This is a genomic window from Dactylosporangium sp. NPDC049140 (assembly GCF_040648435.1).
In genome coordinates, this window is the sequence record NZ_JBEZDS010000027.1 from 32427 (window position 1) to 50234 (window position 17808).

The following is a 17808-nucleotide window of genomic DNA, read 5'->3' on the forward strand; positions in this document are numbered from 1 at the left end:
ATTACTCAGCCGTCGCAATGAAATTGCGGCCGTGACCTGCGATTATGTGGAGCTGTCGTTGCCCAATCAATGAACGCAACGTAGCGTTTCCGCTGTCAGAAACCACGAGGACGGGGACGGCGGACATGAGCACCGAGCAGCACTACCGGACGGCCGAACAACTCCTGCGCCGCCCGGCGTACCCCGGCGAGCTCGTCGCCGGTGACAAGATCAGGCCGCAGTGGGTCGACGGCGGGTTCTGGTACACCGCGAACGGCCACTTCCTGCGCGTCGACCCGGCCGCGGGCATCCGCGAGCCCTTCTTCGACCACGACCGGCTCGCCGCCGCCCTGGCCGCGGCGGCCGGTCAGCCGGTCGACCCGGAGGCGCTGCCGTTCGCGGCGATCGTGCCCGCCGGCGACGCCGTGGAGTTCTTCGCGCTCGGCGAGTACTGGCGCTGCGACCTGGACGGCTACGCCTGCGAGCGGGCCACGTTCACGCCGCCGGGCAGCCCCCTCGAGGTGCCGTCGCCCGACGGGACGGTCGCGGTGTCGCGGCGCGGGCACGACCTGTGGGCCCGCTCCCGCGCCGACGGCCGCGAGTGGGCGCTGACCACCGACGGCGAGGCCCACTACGGGTACGGCAGCGGCCCCGAAAGCACCGGCAACGCCACGCTGCTGCGCAAGATCGGCCTGCCGCACCTGCCGCCGGCGACCGCCTGGTCGCCGGACTCGAGCCGGGTGCTGGCCCACCGCACCGACGAGCGCCACGTGCGCGAGACCCACCTCGTCGAGGCCCGGCCGGCCGACGGCGGCCCGCCGCGCACGCACCCGCAGCGGTACGCCTACCCCGGCGACGAGCATCTCCCGCTCGCCGAGCTCGTGGTGCTGGACGTCGCGACCGGCACGGTGGTCCGCGCGCAGACCGAGCCCCTGCTCATGCCGCAGCTGTCACCCATCATGATCAAGTGGGCCTGGTGGGCCGCGGACGGCTCGGCCGTGTACTTCCTCGGCCAGCCCCGCGACCGCCACACCCTCGCGCTGCACCGCCTGGACCCGGCCACCGGCGCCGTCACCACCGTGCTCAGCGAGGCCGGCGCGACCCGGGTGGAGCCCAACCAGTGGGCCTACGAGCCGCCGATCGTGCGCGTGCTGGCCGACGAGGTGCTGTGGTACTCCCAGCGTGACGGCTCCGGCCACCTGTACCGCTACGACCGGCACACCGGCGCGCCGCTGGGCCGGGTCACCTCCGGGCCCTGGTCGGTGCGGCAGATCCTGCACGTCGACGAGGCGGAGCGCACGGTGTACTTCACCGCCGCCGGCCTCGTCGAGGCCGACCCGTACCGGCGCACCGTGTGCCGGGCCGGCCTGGACGGCACCGGCTTCGCCCGGCTCACCGACGACGAGCTCGACCACGTCGTGACGCTGCCCGGGCACCGGGGGTACTTCGTCGACAGCGCGTCCACGGTGGACACCGCGCCGGTGACCACCGTCCGCGACTGGACCGGGCGCGTGCTGGTCGAGCTCGAGCGGGCCGACATCACCCGGCTCGAGGCCACCGGCTGGACCCCGCCCGAGCGCTTCCGCGTCAAGGCGGCCGACGGCGTGACGGACGTCTACGGGGTGCTGTACCGCCCGCACGGCTTCGACCCCGCGCGCCGCTACCCGGTCGTGGACAGCCTCTACCCGGGCCCGCAGGTCGGCCGGGTCGAGCCCGGCTTCGACCCCGGCGGCATGGGCCTGGACGCCGAGCCCCTCGCCGCGCTCGGGTTCGTGGTCGTCGCGCTCGACGGGCGCGGCACCCCGGGGCGCGGCAAGGCCTTCCACGACGCCTCCTACGGCCGCCTCGGCGACGCCGGGGGCCTGGCCGACCACGTCGCCGCGCTGCGGCAACTCGCCGCAGACCGGCCGTGGATGGACCTCGACCGGGTCGGCGCGTTCGGGCACTCCGGCGGCGGGTTCGCCGCGGCGCGGGCGATGCTGGACTTCCCCGAGGTGTACCGGGCCGGCGTCGCGCTGGCCGGCTCGCACGACGCCCGCTGCTTCAACGCCGGCTTCGTGGAGTCCTACGACGGCGCGGACGACCCGGACGCCTGGGCCCGGACGTCCAATGTGGACCTTGCCGCCCGGCTGGCCGGCCCGCTGCTGCTCGTCCACGGCGAGCTCGACGACCAGGTCCATCCGGACCACACGCTGCGCCTGGCCGACCGGCTCATCGCCGCGGACAAGGACTTCGAGCTGCTCATCGTGCCCGGGGCCGAGCACACGTTCCTGGACTGCCTCGCGTACGTGCGCAAGCGCTGCTGGGACTTCCTGGTGCGCGAGCTGATGGGCACCCCGCCGCCCGCCTACCGCCCCGCCGCCATCCCGGTCGGCCCGGAGATGCTCGCCGAGATGTTCGCCTGAGCCGCGACACGCCGACACGACATCTGGTGTTTCCAATTCTCGGGCGGCCCTATATATAGTGATGACCACAGCTGGTTCGGCCGCCCGCCCAGGGCGGCCGAGGCAAGAGGGAACCCGGTGCGAGTCCGGGACTGCCCCGCAGCGGTCAGTGGGAACGATCGCCGTCATGTGCACTGGGCCCGATCAGGCCTGGGAAGCGACGGTCAGTAGGCATGCGCTCGGCGCCCACGAGTCCGAAGACCTGCCAGCGCGCCGCGCACCGCCCGGTGCGCGGCGGTCGAAGGCCGCGCGGGACGGCCGACGCCACGAGCCGGACCCTGGCCGCATGCCGCCGCAGGGGTCCCGGCGGCGTCTCCGCGCGCTCCTTCGGCCCTCCGACCTGAGGCGAGAAAGGGCACGCGGATGCAGGTACGCAAGCGCAACGGCGACACCGAGGCCGTTGACGTGAACAAGATCGTGCGCGCGGTCGAGCGGTGGGCCGGTGACCTGGACGAGGTCGACCCGCTGCGCGTCGCGACCCGCACGATCAGCGGGCTGTACGACGGGGCGAGCACCGCCGAGCTGGACAAGCTGTCGATCCAGACGGCGGCGGAGCTCATCGGGGAGGAGCCGCAGTACTCGCGGCTGGCCGCGCGGCTGCTGGCCGCGTACGTGGACAAGGAGGTGCGCGGCCAGGGCGTCGCGAGCTTCAGCCAGTCGATCCGCTACGGCCACCAGCTCGGCCTGATCGGCGACGACACCGCCGCGTTCGTCGCAGCGAGCGCGCGCAAGCTCGACGACGCCGTCGACCTCGACGGGGACCTGCGGTTCGAGTACTTCGGCCTGCGTACGGTCGCCGACCGCTACCTGCTGCGCCACCCCGAGGCCCGCCTGGTCGTGGAGACGCCGCAGTACTGGCTGCTGCGCGTGGCCTGCGGCCTGTCGCAGACCCCGGGCGAGGCGATCGGGTTCTACCGCCTCATGTCCTCCCTGGCCTACCTCCCGAGCTCCCCGACGCTGTTCAACTCCGGCACCCGGCACACGCAGATGTCGTCGTGCTTCCTCGTCGACTCGCCCCGGGACGAGCTCGACTCCATCTACGAGCGCTACCACCAGGTCGCGCGGCTGTCGAAGTTCTCCGGCGGCATCGGGATCTCGTGGTCGCGCGTGCGCGGGCGGGGCGCACTCATCCGCGGCACCAACGGGATATCCAACGGCATCGTGCCCTTTCTCAAGACGCTTGACGCGGGTGTCGCCGCGGTGAACCAGGGCGGGCGGCGCAAGGGCGCGGCGTGCGTGTATCTGGAGCCGTGGCATCCGGACGTCGAGGAGTTCCTGGAGCTGCGGGACAACACCGGCGAGGACGCCCGCCGCACCCACAACCTCAACCTCGCCAACTGGGTGCCGGACGAGTTCATGCGCCGCGTCGAGGCCGACGGCGACTGGTCGCTGATCGACCCCACCGACGCCCCCGAGCTGCCGGACCTCTACGGCGAGGCGTTCGACGCGGCCTACCGCGCGGCCGAGAAGAAGGCGGTGCGCACCGTCAAGGCCCGCGATCTCTACGGCCGCATGATGCGCACCCTCGCCCAGACCGGCAACGGCTGGATGACGTTCAAGGACCGCGCCAACGCCCTGTCGAACCAGACCGGCGGCCCGCGCAACACCATCCACCTGTCGAACCTGTGCACCGAGATCCTCGAGGTCAGCAGCGACGACGAGACCGCCGTGTGCAACCTCGGCTCGATCAACCTCGGCGCGCACGTGACGGCCGCGGGCGTCGACTGGGAGCGGCTGCGGGAGACGGTCCGCACCGCCGTGGTCTTCCTCGATCGCGTCATCGACATCAACTACTACCCTTCGCGGCAGGCGGGGGCGTCCAACCCGCGGTGGCGGCCGGTCGGCCTCGGCCTGATGGGCCTGCAGGACGCCTTCTTCGCGCTGAAACTACCGTTCGACTCGGAGGCCGCGCGGGCGTTGTCCACAGCGGTGCAGCAGGAAATTCTGCTCACCGCACTGGAGACGTCGGCGGATCTGGCCGCGCGGTTCGGCCCGCACCCGGCGTACGCCGAGACCAGAGCGGCCGCGGGCGTGCTGCACCCGGACCTGTGGGGCGTTACCACGGATGACGAGCGCTGGGCCGCGCTGCGCACACAGATCGCGGAAAACGGCCTGCGTAACTCGCTGCTCGTGGCGATCGCGCCCACCGCGACCATCGCCTCGATCGCCGGCTGCTACGAATGCATCGAGCCCCAGGTGTCCAACCTGTTCAAGCGCGAGACGATGTCGGGCGAGTTCCTGCAGATCAACTCGTACCTGGTGCGCGAGCTCAAGACCCGCGGCCTCTGGACGCCGGAGGTCCGCGAGCAGATCAAGCGCGCCGAGGGCTCGGTGCAGGGCATCGGCGAGCTGCCGGCCGACGTCCGCGACCTGTACCGAACCGCGTGGGAGCTGCCGCAGCGCGCCCTGATCGACCTGGCCGCCGCGCGGGCGCCGTACATCGACCAGTCGCAGTCGCTGAACCTGTTCATGAGCGCGCCAACGATCGGCAAGCTCTCCTCGATGTACCTGCACGCCTGGAAGTCCGGCCTGAAGACCACCTACTACCTGCGCTCCCGCCCGGCGACGCGCATCCAGCAGGCGACGGTCCCGCTCATCGCGGTGGCCTGCTCCCTGGAGAACCCCGAGTCGTGCGAGGCCTGCCAGTGAGCGGCCCGGAGCGCAGCGGAGGGGCCGCTCACCAGAGGCTCAGCCTTCTCGCGCCGGTACCGGAGCCTGCGGAGGTGCCGTCGCGCCTGTTGAACCCCGGCCTGGACCTGACCCTGCGGCCCATGCGGTACCCGCGCTTCTTCGACCGGTACAAGGACGCCATCAAGAACACGTGGACCGTCGAGGAGGTGGACCTGCACAGCGACCGCCCGGACCTGGACCGGCTGACCCCGGCCGAGCGGCACCTGGTCTCGCGGCTGGTCGCCTTCTTCGCCACCGGGGACACGATCGTGGCGAACAACCTCGTGCTGAACCTGTACCAGCACGTGAACTCGCCGGAGGGCAGGCTGTACCTCTCGCGCCAGCTGTTCGAGGAGGCCGTGCACGTCCAGTTCTACCTGAACCTGCTCGACACCTACGTACCCGACGAGGCCGAGCGCTTCGCGGCCTTCGCGGCCGTGGACAACATCCCGTCGATCGCGCGCAAGGCGGCATTCTGCTTCAAGTGGATCGACTCGGTCTTCGCGCTGCGCTCGCTGCAGACCCGCGACGACCGGCGCGCCTTCCTGCTCAACGTCATCTGCTTCGCCGCGTGCATCGAGGGCCTGTTCTTCTACGGCGCCTTCGCGTACGTGTACTACCTGCGCTCGCGCGGCCTGCTGCACGGCCTCGCCTCGGGCACCAACTGGGTGTTCCGCGACGAGTCGATGCACATGGCGTTCGCCTTCGACGTCGTGGACACCGTCCGCGCCGAGGAGCCGGACCTGTTCGACGACACGATGGCCGCGCAGGTGCGCGACATGCTGGCCGAGGCGGTCGAGTGCGAGGTCCAGTTCGCCGCGGACCTGCTGGAGCAGGGCGTCTCGGGCCTGTCCCTGACGGACATGCGCGAGTACCTGCAGCACGTGGCCGACCGCCGGCTGGCGACCCTGGGCATCGAGCCGCTGTACGGCAGCCGCAACCCGTTCGCGTTCATGGAGCTGCAGGACGTCCAGGAACTGTCCAACTTCTTCGAACGCCGGGTCTCGGCCTACCAGCACGGCGTGACGGGCACGGTGACCTTCGACGACGACTTCTGACCCCGCGAGCGTGTCTTCCTAATCAAGCAAGCGCTTGGTAGCCTCGCCGCATGCGGTGCGGCATTCTCAGCCCGGTCGTCTTCCGGCCCCCGGGGCAGAGCAGCGACTGGGAGGCCGGGGCCGGGCCGGCCGAGCTCGTCCGGATCGCCGAGGCGGCCGACCGGCTCGGCTACCACCATCTCACCTGCAGCGAGCACGTCGGCGTGCCGGACCGGATCGCCGCGCGCGCCGGCGGCACGTACTGGGACCCGCTGGCCACCCTGAGCTTCCTCGCGGCGCGCACGACGAGCATCCGGCTCGCCACCCACGTGCTCGTCCTCGGGTACCACCACCCGCTGGCGATCGCCAAGAGCTACGGCACCCTGGACCTGCTCAGCGGCGGCCGGGTCGTCCTCGGGCTCGGGGTCGGCAGCCTGCGCGAGGAGTTCGCGTTGCTGGGGGCCGACTTCGAGGGCCGGGGCGCCGCGGCCGACGACGCGATCCGGGCGATCCGCGCCGCCTGGGGCGAGCCGCTCCCGCAGTACGAGGGCACGCACCACCGGTTCCGGGACTTCCGCATCGACCCGCACGCGCCGCGGCGCCGGGTGCCGCTGTGGATCGGCGGGTACACCCCGCGCTCGCTGCGGCGGGCCGTCGAGCTCGGCGACGCGTGGGTCCCCTTCGGCCTGCCGCCGGAGCGGATCGCCGCCATGCTGGCCGCGGTCGAGCGGCCGGCGGGCTTCGACGTCATCCTCAACCCGCCGCCGCTGGACCCGATCGCCGATCCCGGCGGCGCGCGCCGCCACGTCGAGGAGTCGCACGCGGCCGGGGCCACGATGCTGAACATCGTCCTGCGCCACCGCGACGCCGGGCACTGCGTCGAACAGCTCGAGGCCTTCCAGCAGATCTTCCCGCAGTTCTTTCCGGGGGTACCGCATGACTGAGCCTCCCGGCCACGCGCTCGCCGAGCTGCAGCGCCGCGTCCAGGACCTCGAGGACCGGCTGGCCCTCATGCAGATCCTCGCCACGTACGGGCCGGCCGTGGACAGCGGGTCCGCCGCGCCGGCCGCCGGGCTGTGGACCGACAACGGCGTGTACGACACGTTCCCGGCGGTGCTGCACGGCCGCGCGGCCATCGCGGAGATGGTGACCGGCGAGCTGCACCAGCGGCTGATCCACGCCGGCGCCGCCCACCTGCAGGGCCTGCCGCACCTGCACGTGGAGGGCGACCGCGCCGTGGCCACCGCCTACTCGCAGCTGGTCCTGCGCGACGAGGCGACGGACAGCTTCCGCATCTGGCGTACCGGCGTCAACCGCTGGGAGTTCGTCCGCACCGAGCACGGCTGGCAGGTGACCCACCGCGTCAACCGCCAGCTCGACGGCGACACCACCGCCCGGGACCTGCTCCGCGAGGCGGTCGACCCCGGCCCGGCCTGACGCCCCCGGGGGTCAGTCGCCGATCGTGCCCCAGTCCGCGCCCAGGATGAACCGGACGCGCGCGCAGGGCGGCAGCTGGTCGGTGACCACGTCGGGGCCGGCGGCGGTCGTGTCGAGCACCAGGACCTTGATCGGCTGCTTGGTGTCGCACGACGACCCGAGCGCCTTGCCCAGCTGTTCGACGCCCTGCGCGGTCAGGGTGAGCCGCTTGGCGGCCGGGGCGGTGAGCACGTTCGGCACCGCCGCGCTCGCCACCGCCTTGGCCGGCGGGTTCGCGCTCCAGGCGTAGCAGCCGACGCCCGCCGCGGCGAGGGCCCCGCCCACGGCGATCCACGGCGCGGCGACGCGCCAGCGGTGCGCGAGGTTCTCGTACGACACGACCCGGAGCAGCGCCTGCGTCACCTCGCTCACGGCCACCGCCCGCGCGTCGGCGGCCTGCGCCTTCGCGCGCCGGTCGGCGTCGGCCGGGCTCGCGAGGTGGTCCCGCAGCGTCGTGCGCCGTTCGTCGACGGCCGCGAGGTACTCGGTCCGCAGGGCGGCGACGTCCGCGTGCCCGTTCAGCAGCGTCGGGTCGTCGACGACGTGCCCCGCGCCGGCCGGGGTGCGCCGCGCGACGGAGTTCAGGCTGACGGACGAGCCGGTGAGGACGGAGCTGGTCGCGTACAGCACGATGACCGCGCCGGCGAAGGCGACGGCGCCGCCGGCGATGGCCAGCACGAACCGGTCGCTGCCCACCTCGAGCTGACCGAGGTCGCTGAGCTGCAGGCCGGCCACCAGGACGCCACCGACCGCGGCCAGGCTGACGGTCACCCACTTCGCCGACTCCCGGAGCCGGTCGGCGGCCCCGGACAGCCCCGTCGACTCCTCAGCCATCGCCGTCGGCGTCCCGCACCGTGTCCATGTCCACGACGTGCACGGACACCCCGCCCGCGTCGTACTCGCTGAGCACGTCCAGCACCGCCCGCAGCTGCCCGCCGGCCTCCGGCCCGCCCACCGCGACGCCGAGATCGATGCTCGCCGAGTCCTGCGCCAGCAGGATGCGGCTGAGGTCGCGGGCGTGGATCGGCGCGACGATATAGTTCGCGTACGGCTCGCTGAGCTTCGTAGGCCGGAAGATCTCCGGCGCGGCCGGCGGCGTCGTCACCGGCGGCGTGGGCGCATCGGGGGCGCCCTGGTGGATGTAGAACGCGACGTCGCCCAGCTGCAGCACATACGGGTCCGCGCCGGACGTGTAGAGATGCACCTCGTTGCCCACGACTCAGTGCACCACGCCCCCGCCGCGGCGGGTATCCGCCGACACACCGAACACGTTCCGGGTGAACGCCGGCCTCAGTAGCGCGCGGCGGCCCGACGGCACGGGCGAGTGGCGGCGCGGTTCACCCCGGTCGCCGGGACCGGCGCACGGCCCAGATCGCCGCCGACACCGACGCGGTGCCGGCGGCGAGGCCGAGGAAGACAAGCACGGCGCCGACGGCGAACAGGCCCGTCTCGTCGGCGGCAGCCGCCGTGACGGTCCAGGCCGCGGTGAACCCGACGGTCATGAGTCGTCGTACTCAAACCTCAGGACTTGCGGAACGTCTGCGCGCCGCTGCCGTTGCAGTCCCAGATCTGCAGCCGCGTCCCGTTGGCCGTGGCGCCGCCCGGGGTGTCCAGGCACCGGCCCGACTGCGGGTTGCGCAGGGTGCCGTTGCCGCCGTCGACCCATACCTGGGCCGGGTTGCCCGTGCAGTCGTGCAGCTGCAGGACGGTACCGTTGCCGGTTCCGCCGCCGGCAACGTCGAGGCACTTGCCGAGCGTCGTCAGCGCCGAGCCGGTCCATTTCCAGTTCTGGTCGCGCGCCGCGTCCTGGCAGTCCCACAGCAGCACGGCCGCGCCGTCGCCGCCCGTGTCGTCGCCGGCCACGTCCACGCACCTGCCGGCCGGGCCGACGATGTTGGAGGCGCCGCCGTTGTACGGGAACGCCTGCGCGCCCGAGCCGTTGCAGTCCCAGATCTGCAGCCGGGTCCCGTTGGCGGTGTTGCCCGAGGGCGAGTCCAGGCACCGGCCCGAGCCGACGTTCACGAGCGTTCCGCCGGGGGTCGTGCGCCACTGCTGGTTGGCGCCGCCGTGGCAGTCCCACAGCTGCAGCTTCGCGCCGCCCGCGGTGGAGGCGTCGGCGACGTCCAGGCACCGGCCCAGGGTCTGCAGCGTGCCGTTGTTCTTCAGCACCCAGTGCTGGTCGACCGCCCACGACTGGCAGTCCCAGAGCTGCACGGCCGCGCCGTTGCCACCGGTGTCGTCGCCGGCGACGTCCACGCACTTGCCGCCCGGACCGAGCACGTTGTACCCGGTGCCGCTCGAACCGCCGCCCGGGCCCTTGTTGTACACGGCCACCGAGTCGACCACGAGCGACGCGCCCGACACGGTCGACGCGTTGGGGCCGCCGCCGAACGCGTCCGGGAAGCCGCCGCCGATCGCGAGGTCGTAGATGATGAAGAACGGGTGGTCCACGGCGTTGGACCAGGTCGTCGCGTCGACCTGGCCGGCGTTGAGCGTGAAGAAGTTGCCGCCGTCGAAGTAGAAGCGGATCTGCTCGGGCGACACCGAGCGGTCGACCTCGACGGCGTAGTCGTGGAACCCGGTCTGGCAGCCGGGGCAGCCGCGCTCGCCGCTGCCGAGGCCGGTGCTCTCGTTGCACGGGCCGCCCGGGTTGACGCCGCAGTGCAGGGTGCTGAAGAGCGAGCTGCGGCCGTTGATGTCCTCCATGACGTCGATCTCGCCCGAGCCCGGCCACGGCACGCCGGCCCGCAGCGGGGCGCCGAGCATCCAGAAGGCGGGCCAGTACCCGGCGCCGTTGGCCGGCGGGACCCTTGCGTGGCCACTTTTTTCAGACTATAAAACAACCATTGAACCAACGGTTGGAGCAACGGTGGCGAAGAAGGCTTCGGTCAAGGACGTGCGGCGGCGCAACCGCGCGCTGATCCTGCGGCACGTCTGGCTCAACGGACCCACCTCACGCAGCGAGGTCGGCACGGCGACCGGGCTCTCCCCCGCGACCGTGACAAACGTGATGAACGAGCTGCTCGCCGAGGGCACGGTCCGCGAGGAGGGCTTCCACGACTCCGAGGGCGGCCGGCGCCGCGCCATCGTCCGGGTCGCCCACGACGCCGGGCTCGTGGTCGGGGCGGACGTCGGCGAGACCCAGATCGGCGTGGAGGTGTTCGACCTCGGGCTCAATCGCCTCGCCGCCCGGGTGTACCCGTTCAAGAGCCGCCGCATCGAGGTCGGCGAGGCCCGCACGGCGATCGCCGACCAGGTCGCCTCGATGCTCGCGGAGCTCGGCGTCGGCGGCGCCGACGTGGTCGGGCTCGGCCTCGGCGTCCCCGGGATCGTCGAGGAGGACCGGCAGCTCGTGCACGCCGAGGTCGTCGGCTGGCACGGCGCGGACTTCGCGGGCTTCGGCAACGAGCTGGGGGGCGGCGACCGCGACGGGCCCGGCAAGGGGCGCGGCGAAGGACCCGGCATCCCGGTGTACATCGACAACGGCGCGAAGTCGACCACCCAGGCCGAGGCCTGGTACGGCGCCGCCCGCGACGCCGAGCACGCCGTCATGGTGCTCATCGGCGAGGGCGCCGGCGCGGGCATCATCACCGACGGCCGGCTCTACCGGGGCTCGTCCAGCAGCGCCGGCGAGTGGGGCCACACGAAGATCAGCCTGGACGGCCCGCACTGCCGGTGCGGGCGCGCCGGCTGCGTCGAGACCTTCGTCGGCGCCTCGGCGGTCCTCAACCAATGGCGCGGGCCCGACGAGACGTGGCTCGGCCGCGAGACCGAGGGCGTCGAGGCGATCCTGACCGCGTGGCGCGGCGGCGATCCCGCGGCCCACCGGGCCATCGACGGCCTGGTGCGCCACCTCGGGCTCGCCCTGTCCAACCTCGTCAACCTCTACAACCCCGAGAAGATCATCGTCGGCGGCTGGTTCGGGGACCGGATCGCCGCCGAGCTGCTGGACGAGCTCCAGGTCGCCGTGCGCGCCGACTCGCTCGCCCAGCCGGGCGGCGAGGTCGTCCTCGTGCGCTCCCAGCTCGGCCCCGAGGCCGCCGTCCGCGGCGCCGCCACCCTGCCGATCAGCCAGCTCATCGAGACCGGCGCCGGCGTCGAGCGCCTGCGCTGACCCGGCACACCCTCCCGCCGCCGCTATGCCGGTGGCGTGGTGCCGTACACCCGAAAACACCCCAGAAAAGGACACCCAATGCTGCGACGACTGCTCGTCCTGGCCTCCGTCCTGGCCACCGCGGCCTGCACCCAGGCCGCCCCGGCCACCCAGGACACCGGCAACCCGGGCAAGGACCTCACCATCGCCTTCCTGATGCCCTGCTCCACCTGCGCCGACCGTTTCGAGAGCAAGGACAAGCCGTACTTCGAGGAGGCCGTGAAGGCCATCGACCCGAACATCAAGGTGATCGCCGGCAACGCCCAGGGCGACGCCGCCGTCCAGCTGCAGCAGGCCGAGTCGGCGCTGACCAACGGGGCCAAGGTGATCGTGGTCAGCCCGTTCACGGCCGAGGCGGGCGCGTCGATCGTCGCCAAGGCCGACGCCGCCGGGGCCCGGGTGATCGCCTACGACGGGGCGATCGAGGGCGCGGTGCCGGCCGCGTACGTCTCGTTCCAGAACGAGAAGGTCGGCGAGTTGCAGGGGCAGTTCCTGCTCGACAAGCTGCCGCCGGGCGCCACCGTGGCGATGATCAACGGCGACATCACCTCGGCCCCGGGCCGCGAGTTCAAGGCCGGTGCGCACAAGATCCTCGACCCCGCGTTCCAGTCCGGCCGGCTCAAGCTCGGCTACGAGTCCGACACGCCCGGCTTCGACCCGGCCAAGGGCCAGCAGGCGATGGAGCAGGGGCTGACCAAGCTCGCCGACAACGTCCAGGGCGTCGTCGCCCCCAACGACGGGCTCGCCAACGCCGTCATCACCGCGCTCACCGCCCGCAAGCTCAACGGCAAGGTCCTCGTCACCGGCCAGGACGCCACCGACGCGGGCCTGGGCAGCATCCTGGCCGGCAACCAGTCGATGACCGTGTACAAGTCGATCCGGGCCGAGGCGACCGCGACCGCGAAGATCGCCGTCGCGCTGGCCAAGGGCGACGCCGCCGCGGTCACCGGGCTGACCACGAGCACCGTCGACAACGGCACCGGCAAGGTCCCGGCGCTGCTGCTCGACCCGGTCGCGGTCACGAAGGAGAACATCGCCGACGTGGTGATCAAGGACGGGTACAGCACGAAGGACAAGATCTGCGCGGGACTGGCGGCGGACAAGTGCAGCCTGTAGATCCCCCGACCCTCGAGCTCCGCGGCGTGGTCAAGCGGTACGGGCGCGTCGCGGCGCTCACCGACGTCGGCTTCACGGCCACCGCCGGCGAGGTGGTGGCCCTGGTCGGCGACAACGGCGCCGGCAAGTCGACGCTCGTCAAGGCCATCGCCGGCACCCACCGCATCGACGCCGGGCAGATCCTGCTCGACGGCGAGCCGGTGACCGTCGGCACGCCCAAGGAGGCCTCGGCGCTGGGCATCGAGACCGTCTACCAGGACCTGGCCCTGTGCGACAACCTCGACGTGACCGCCAACCTGTACCTCGGGCGGGAGCGGCGCCGCCGGTACTCGCCGCTGCTGGACCGGGAGGCGATGCAGGCCCACGCCGCAGGGGTCATCGCCGACCTCGCCGCCCACCTGCCCGACCTGGACAAGCCGGTCTCCGCGCTGTCCGGCGGGCAGCGGCAGGCGATCGCGGTGAGCCGGGCCGCGCTGTGGGGCTCCCGGATCGTGCTGCTCGACGAGCCGACCGCGGCGCTCGGGGTGGCGCAGACGGCGATGGTGTACGACCTCATCCGCCGCCTGCGCGACCGCGGGCTGGCCGTCGTGGTCATCTCCCACAACATGGCCGACGTGTTCGCCGTCGCCGACCGGATCAGCGTGCTGCGCCTGGGCCGCAACGCCGGGGAGTTCCGACCCGGCGCCGACACCACCGACGACGTGGTCGCCGCCATCACCGGGAGCCGCTCATGATCCGCCGGGCGAGCGGGACCACCACGGTCCTGGTCGGGCTGGTCGTGGTGTGGGCGCTGTTCCAGGCGCTCAACCACAACTTCCTGTCCGCGCGCAACCTGTCCAACCTGCTGCTGCAGATCGCGGTGCTCGGCACCCTCGCCGTCGGCATGGTGCTGGTGCTCGTCCTCGGCGAGATCGACCTGTCGGTCGGCGCGGTCGCCGGCGTCAGCGCCGCGGTCCTGGCCCGGCTGATCGCCGACCACGGGGCGCCGGCGTGGCTCGCCATCGCCGCCGCCGTGCTCGCCGGCGCGGTGATCGGCCTTCTGCACGGCGTCGTCATCACCGCGGCCGGCATCCCGTCGTTCATCATCACCCTCGCCGGCCTGCTCGTCTGGCAGGGCGTGCAGCTCGCGCTCGTCGGCGACGGCGGGCAGATCCCGATCCGGGACACCGCGATCCGCTCGATCGCCTCCAGCTACGTCGTGCCCGGCTTCGGCTGGGTGCTCGCGCTGCTGGTCGTCGCCGGCTTCGCGGGCCTGCGGGCCCTGCGGCGGCGGCGCCGCGCCCGGCACGGCCTGGCCAACCCGCCCGCGCGGGCCGAGGTCATCGCCGTGGCGGCCGTGGCGGTGCTCGTCGGCGCCGTGACGTGGCTGCTGAACTCGTACTTCGGGATCCCCTGGGTCTTCGTCCTGCTCCTGGCGCTGGCGGGGGCGGCCGGCGTGCTCATGACCGGCACCCCGTTCGGCCGGCACGTCACCGCGATCGGCGGCAACCGGGAGGCGGCCCGCCGCGCCGGCATCCCGGTCGCGCGCACGGTGGTCGTCGTCTTCGTGCTCGTCTCGGCGATCGCCGCGCTCGCGGGCGTCGTCGAGGCGTCCCGGCAGTTCTCCGCGTCCAACGCCCTCGGCGGCGGAACCCTGCAGCTCAATGCGATCGCGGCGGCCGTGATCGGCGGGACCAGCCTTTTCGGCGGCCGCGGGCGCATCTCCCACGCGATCCTCGGCGCCCTCGTCGTCGGCAGCGTGCAGAACGGCCTCGACCTGCTCGGCGAGCCGGCCGCCGTGAAGAACATCGCCACCGGCGTCATCCTCGTCGTCGCCGTCGTGCTCGACGCGGTGGGCCGCCGCCGGCGCCTCGCCCGCGGCTCCGCCGAGTAGCTCCTCGCAGAAAGGCACAACCATGCGCTTCCCCGACGGATTTCTGTGGGGTGCGGCCACCGCCGCGTACCAGATCGAGGGCGCCGTCGCCGAGGACGGCCGCGGACCGTCCATCTGGGACACGTTCAGCCACACCCCGGGCGCGGTCCGGCGCGGCGACACCGGCGACATCGCCTGCGACCACTACCACCGCTGGCGAGACGACCTCGACCTGCTGGCCGGGCTCGGCGTCGGCGCCTACCGCTTCTCGGTCGCCTGGCCCCGCGTCTTCCCGTCCGGCGCCGGCGCGGTCAACCCGGCCGGCCTGGACTTCTACGACCGGCTCACCGACGGGCTGCTGGAGCGCGGCATCACCCCGATGGTGACGCTGTACCACTGGGACCTCCCCCAGGCCCTGCAGGACCGCGGCGGCTGGGCGAACCGCGACACCGCCGAGCACTTCGCGGACTACGCGGCCACCGTGCACGAACGCCTCGGCGACCGGATTCCGTACTGGCTCACGCTGAACGAGCCCTACTGCGCGGCCGTCGTCGGGCACCTCGAGGGCCGCCACGCCCCCGGGCTGCGCGACGAGCGGGTCGCCGTCACCGCGGTACACCATCTGCTGCTGGCCCACGGCCGGGCCGTCGCGGCCCTGCGCGCCGGCGGGGTGCGCGGGCAGGTCGGCATCACCTGCAACCTGACCTCCGTGCACCCCGCGAGCGCCGACCCGGCCGACCTCGCCGCCGCGCGCCGCCTCGACCTGCACGAGAACCGGATGTACCTCGACCCGCTGTTCCGCGGCGCCTACCCCGGCGACGCCGCCGCGCACTACGCCCCGGTCACGGACTTCGGCTTCGTCCGCGACGGCGACCTCGAGGCGATCGCGGCGCCGCTGGACTTCTTCGGCATCAACTACTACGAACGCCACCACGCCCGCGCCGACCCGGCCGACCCGGACCGCGGCTGGCTGCGGGTCCCGCCCGAGCACCCGACGGTGACCGGCATCGGCGTGCACCCGGAGGGCCTCACCGAGATCCTGCGGCGGGTCGCGAAGGAGTACACGCCGCTCCCCCTCGTCGTCACCGAGACCGGCCTGGCCCTGCACGACTACCCGGGCCCCGACGGGGAGATCGCCGACGACGAGCGGATCGCGTTCTTCGACGGCCACCTCCGCGCGGCCCACGAGGCGCTGGACGGGGGCGTGCCGCTGTTCGGCTTCTTCCCGTGGTCGTTCGTCGACAACTTCGAGTGGGCCTCGGGCTACGGCGTGCGCTACGGCATCTACTACGTCGACTACCCCACCCAGTCGCGCCGGCCGAAGCGCAGCGCCCACTGGTACGCCGGCGTCATCCGCGACAACGGCCTCGTATCAGACCCCCTCCGGCCGCATCCGTCATGAGGAAGCGCGCATGACCTGACAGGGGGCGAGCGGGGATGGATCCGGCGGCAAGCATCCAGGCACTGATCGATGAAGCGGCGACCGCGGACGACACGCGGCTGTTCAACCTCGTCGTCGACGTGGCCGTCCTGAGCGGGCAGGTGGGCGCCGCCGACGGCGTCGCCGCCATGCAGGCCATCACGCCGTACGCGGCCGGGTTCGCCGCCCGCAACCCGGGCAACCTCGACATGCGGTACCGGTACGCGTGGATTCTCGTCGTCCTCTCGCAGCGCCTCGAGGCGGCCGGCCGGCACGACGATTCGGTCCAGCCGGCCCGGGACGCGATCGCCGGGTTCCTCGGCCTCGGACCGAACACGCCGGCCGGGCTGGCGTTCGACATGCTCGTGCAGGTCGCCGTCATCTCCGGGCAGCTGCCCCCGGCGGAGGCGGCCACGGCGCTGCGCGGCCTGGTGCCGGTCGCGGAGCGGCTCGTGGCCGGCGAGCCGGCCAATGCCGAATACCAGTACCGGTACGCGTGGACGCTTGTCGTGCTGTCGCAGCGCCTGGAGGCGGCCGGTCAGCACGACGAGTCGGTGCCGCCGGCCCGCGCCGCCATCGCCCGGTTCCTGCAGTTCGCCCCGGCCGCGTCCGACGCGCTCATCTTCGAGATGATCGTGCAGCTGGCGGTCATCTCCGGGCAGCTGCCGGCGGCCGAGGGGGCCGAGGCCATCCGCGCCATGCTGCCGTCCGCCGCCGCGCTCGCCGCCCGCAACCCGGGCAACCTCGACTACCAGGGTCGGTTCGCGTGGGCGCTCGTCGTGTTCGCGCAGCGGCTCGAGGCGTCCGGGCAGCACGCCGAGGCGCAGCCGCCGGCCCGGGAGGCGGTCCGGCGGCACCTCGCGATCGCCCCCGCCGCCCCCGACGCGCTGCTCGCCGAGCTGATCACCGAGGTCGCGGTCGTCTCCGGCCTGCTGCCGCCGGTCGAGGCGCTGCGGGCCGTGCTGGACCTGCTGCCGTTCGCCGAGCAGCTCGCCGCGCGCAACCCGGCCTACCAGGGGCTGCTCGACTGGCTGCGCCTGGTGATCGAGCAGCGCCGGGCGGCCGCCGGGGCCGGCGGCGAGCCCGAGCCGCCGGTCGGGGTACAGCCGGCGGTCTTTCGCGCTGGGGCCCCGGTCGCCGCCCTGTCCCGCAACCCGAACCAGATGGACCTCTTCGCCGTCGCCGCCGACGGCGCCGTGCGCAGCGCCTGGTGGAACGGGCAGTGGCACGACGACTGGTTCCGCATCGGCACCCGCGGCTTCGGCCCGGGCACCCCGATCGCCGTCAACTCCCGCAACCCCGACCAGATGGACCTCTTCGCCGTCGGCGACGACGGCGGCGTCTACAGCGCCTGGTGGCACGGCGAGTGGCAGGACTGGTTCCGGATCGGCACCCGTACGTTCGCCCCGGGCACCCCGATCGCCGTGCTGTCCCGCAACCCCGACCAGATGGACCTCTTCGCCGTCGGCGACGACGGCGGCCTCTGGAGCGCCTGGTGGCACGGGGAGTGGCACGACTGGTTCCGCATCGGCACCCGCACCTTCAGCCAGGGCACCCCGATCGCGGTCAACTCCCGCAACCCCGACCAGATGGACCTCTTCGCCGTCGGCGACGACGGCGGCGTCTACAGCGCCTGGTGGCACGGCGACTGGCACGACTGG

14 protein-coding genes, 1 pseudogene and 1 riboswitch are annotated in these 17808 nt (G+C 73.0%); of the genes and pseudogenes, 11 read left to right on the plus strand and 4 right to left on the minus strand.

Annotated features, from left to right (window positions below; translation table 11 throughout):
* The first annotated feature begins 125 nt into the window (after positions 1-125).
* The 5 genes from AB0B76_RS34475 (at position 126) to AB0B76_RS34495 (ending at position 7567) form a co-directional block, all read left to right on the plus strand.
* Positions 126-2384 (plus strand): DPP IV N-terminal domain-containing protein, encoded by a 2259-nt coding sequence (locus AB0B76_RS34475; protein ID WP_360383210.1) that lies wholly within the window; start codon positions 126-128, stop codon positions 2382-2384.
* Between the two features lie 55 nt (positions 2385-2439).
* A riboswitch (cobalamin riboswitch) is annotated at positions 2440-2648 on the plus strand.
* Positions 2649-2786: 138 nt separating this feature from the next.
* The gene (locus AB0B76_RS34480) at positions 2787-5072 is read left to right on the plus strand and encodes a ribonucleoside-diphosphate reductase subunit alpha (protein ID WP_360383212.1); all 2286 of its coding nucleotides are present in this window, start codon (positions 2787-2789) and stop codon (positions 5070-5072) included.
* Positions 5073-5194: 122 nt separating this feature from the next.
* Positions 5195-6151 (plus strand): ribonucleotide-diphosphate reductase subunit beta, encoded by a 957-nt coding sequence (locus AB0B76_RS34485; RefSeq protein ID WP_360383378.1) that lies wholly within the window; start codon positions 5195-5197, stop codon positions 6149-6151.
* A 50-nt stretch (positions 6152-6201) separates the two neighbouring features.
* Positions 6202-7074 (plus strand): TIGR03619 family F420-dependent LLM class oxidoreductase, encoded by an 873-nt coding sequence (locus AB0B76_RS34490; RefSeq protein ID WP_360383214.1) that lies wholly within the window; start codon positions 6202-6204, stop codon positions 7072-7074.
* On the plus strand, positions 7067-7567 hold the full coding sequence (locus AB0B76_RS34495; RefSeq protein ID WP_360383216.1) for a nuclear transport factor 2 family protein: 501 nt from the start codon (positions 7067-7069) through the stop codon (positions 7565-7567). The genes AB0B76_RS34490 and AB0B76_RS34495 overlap by 8 nt, the downstream gene beginning before the upstream one ends.
* 12 nt (positions 7568-7579) lie before the next feature.
* On the opposite strand, the gene AB0B76_RS34500 is transcribed toward AB0B76_RS34495, so the two are convergent.
* From AB0B76_RS34500 to AB0B76_RS34515, 4 genes are all read right to left on the minus strand, one after another.
* The gene (locus AB0B76_RS34500) at positions 7580-8440 is read right to left on the minus strand and encodes a hypothetical protein (RefSeq protein WP_360383218.1); all 861 of its coding nucleotides are present in this window, start codon (positions 8438-8440) and stop codon (positions 7580-7582) included.
* Complete coding sequence (locus AB0B76_RS34505) at positions 8433-8822, minus strand: hypothetical protein (protein ID WP_360383219.1); 390 nt, start codon at positions 8820-8822, stop codon at positions 8433-8435. Before AB0B76_RS34505 ends, AB0B76_RS34500 begins: the two co-directional genes overlap by 8 nt.
* Before the next feature lie 121 nt (positions 8823-8943).
* On the minus strand, positions 8944-9108 hold the full coding sequence (locus AB0B76_RS34510; protein ID WP_360383221.1) for a hypothetical protein: 165 nt from the start codon (positions 9106-9108) through the stop codon (positions 8944-8946).
* A 19-nt stretch (positions 9109-9127) separates the two neighbouring features.
* Positions 9128-10372: a ricin-type beta-trefoil lectin domain protein gene (locus tag AB0B76_RS34515; protein ID WP_360383223.1), complete on the minus strand. Its 1245-nt coding sequence runs from the start codon at positions 10370-10372 to the stop codon at positions 9128-9130.
* Between the two features lie 103 nt (positions 10373-10475).
* On the opposite strand from AB0B76_RS34515, the gene AB0B76_RS34520 reads away from it, so the two are divergent.
* From AB0B76_RS34520 to AB0B76_RS34545, 6 genes and pseudogenes are all read left to right on the plus strand, one after another.
* Complete coding sequence (locus AB0B76_RS34520; RefSeq protein WP_360383224.1) at positions 10476-11720, plus strand: ROK family transcriptional regulator; 1245 nt, start codon at positions 10476-10478, stop codon at positions 11718-11720.
* A 78-nt stretch (positions 11721-11798) separates the two neighbouring features.
* On the plus strand, positions 11799-12875 hold the full coding sequence (locus AB0B76_RS34525) for a substrate-binding domain-containing protein (protein ID WP_360383226.1): 1077 nt from the start codon (positions 11799-11801) through the stop codon (positions 12873-12875).
* Positions 12863-13609, plus strand: a complete 747-nt coding sequence (locus tag AB0B76_RS34530) for an ATP-binding cassette domain-containing protein (RefSeq protein WP_360383228.1) — start codon at positions 12863-12865, stop codon at positions 13607-13609. The genes AB0B76_RS34525 and AB0B76_RS34530 overlap by 13 nt, the downstream gene beginning before the upstream one ends.
* Entirely contained in the window at positions 13606-14748 is a 1143-nt protein-coding gene (locus tag AB0B76_RS34535; protein ID WP_360383230.1) for a sugar ABC transporter permease, read from the plus strand. The genes AB0B76_RS34530 and AB0B76_RS34535 overlap by 4 nt, the downstream gene beginning before the upstream one ends.
* 22 nt (positions 14749-14770) lie before the next feature.
* The gene (locus AB0B76_RS34540; protein ID WP_360383232.1) at positions 14771-16129 is read left to right on the plus strand and encodes a GH1 family beta-glucosidase; all 1359 of its coding nucleotides are present in this window, start codon (positions 14771-14773) and stop codon (positions 16127-16129) included.
* A gap of 35 nt (positions 16130-16164) precedes the next feature.
* Positions 16165-17808, plus strand: a pseudogene (locus AB0B76_RS34545) (hypothetical protein); the annotation flags it as partial.